Annotated in this window: 1 protein-coding gene; it reads left to right on the top strand. The window is 59.6% G+C overall.

Annotation, left to right across the window (positions count from 1 at the left end):
- Positions 1 to 249: 249 nt before the first annotated feature.
- Positions 250 to 843, top strand: coding sequence for a helix-turn-helix domain-containing protein (locus AC1DT2_RS23985; RefSeq protein ID WP_477299202.1), 594 nt, complete (start codon positions 250 to 252; stop codon positions 841 to 843).
- Positions 844 to 1,177: the final 334 nt, after the last annotated feature.

Raw genomic sequence — 1,177 nt, 5'->3', positions numbered from 1 at the left:
GTGCTACGCACGGCGGGCAAGGTGGCTTTGTTCGCCGTCATCTTCGTGCTGTTGGCCGGGGCGCTGTTGCTCGCCACCTTCGCCTTCGGCAAGAAACTTGGCTTGGACCTGACCTTCCCCTGACGGTAAACACCCGCCGCTGACAGCGCTTTCGCCACAGGTAGTACGAGGCTTCACACCAGCATTTACACCGACCATCACTAGCGGAACGGCGTCGCTCGAATGCGTAAACACTGACAGGTTACTTCTGTGGTCTCGGAACCGTGCAGCGCCCTTAACGTTCCGGCCGAACAGCTTGAAAGCTTGTTCGATGCGTTGACCGATGTCGTCTTCTTCGTAAAAGACGCGGACGGCCGCTACACCCATGCAAATCAAACGCTGGTTCGCCGGCTACGGCTGACACACCGTAGCGATGTTGTGGGTAGGCATGTCACGGAGTTGTTCCCGCCTGGCATGGCCGCTTCGTACGCAGCTCAGGACCAACGCGTGCTCGCTGGCGAGCGGATCGATCGTCACCTGGAAGTGCATGTCTTCGACAACCTCGGGGCCGGCTGGTGCCTGACTTCAAAGCAGCCGCTCATCGTGGATGGGCGGATTCGTCGCGTGTTCCAATTAACTCCGCATCAGGCCCTGACCAAGATCCGCATCGAGGCGGCCATGCATCAGCTGCGTGGAACCACGCCAATAGGGGCCATCAGCATGGCGTGCGGTTTTTCCGATCAGAGCGCGCTCGCGCGCCAGTTCAAAGCCATCGTTGGGGTGCCACCCAGTGTGTATCGGGCGATCTGCCAAGACGAGAGCGCGCCCGGAAACCGGCCTAACGGAAGAAAACCAAGCCAGTAACCTTCTCGATTCAGACGCCAGTATGCATTTTTCCGCATAACAATCGACTATTCCGAGCAAGCATCATGTCGGGCATCTCGGTAGCGTGGAGACGCACAGGGAGCGCGCCACAACGGCGCTCGCTGGCGGCCGAGGTGCCTTGCCCGCGCGGAGACTCCGATGCGCAAGGCGGATTCACTCGTTCGTGACTAATGGCAGCGGAAGGAATCTCAATGGCATCGTCGACGAGCGAACAGTTTGACTGGTCCAGCTTCCAACGCTTTTTGGCCGGAAGCGGGGACGATTTCACTGAAAGGCAGGTGGCGGGAGCACCGGTAACTGCGCGTTCTCACAG

It is taken from the genome of Luteibacter sp. P4_E6 (assembly GCF_056401535.1).
This window is presented reverse-complemented; position numbering and strand designations above follow the sequence as displayed.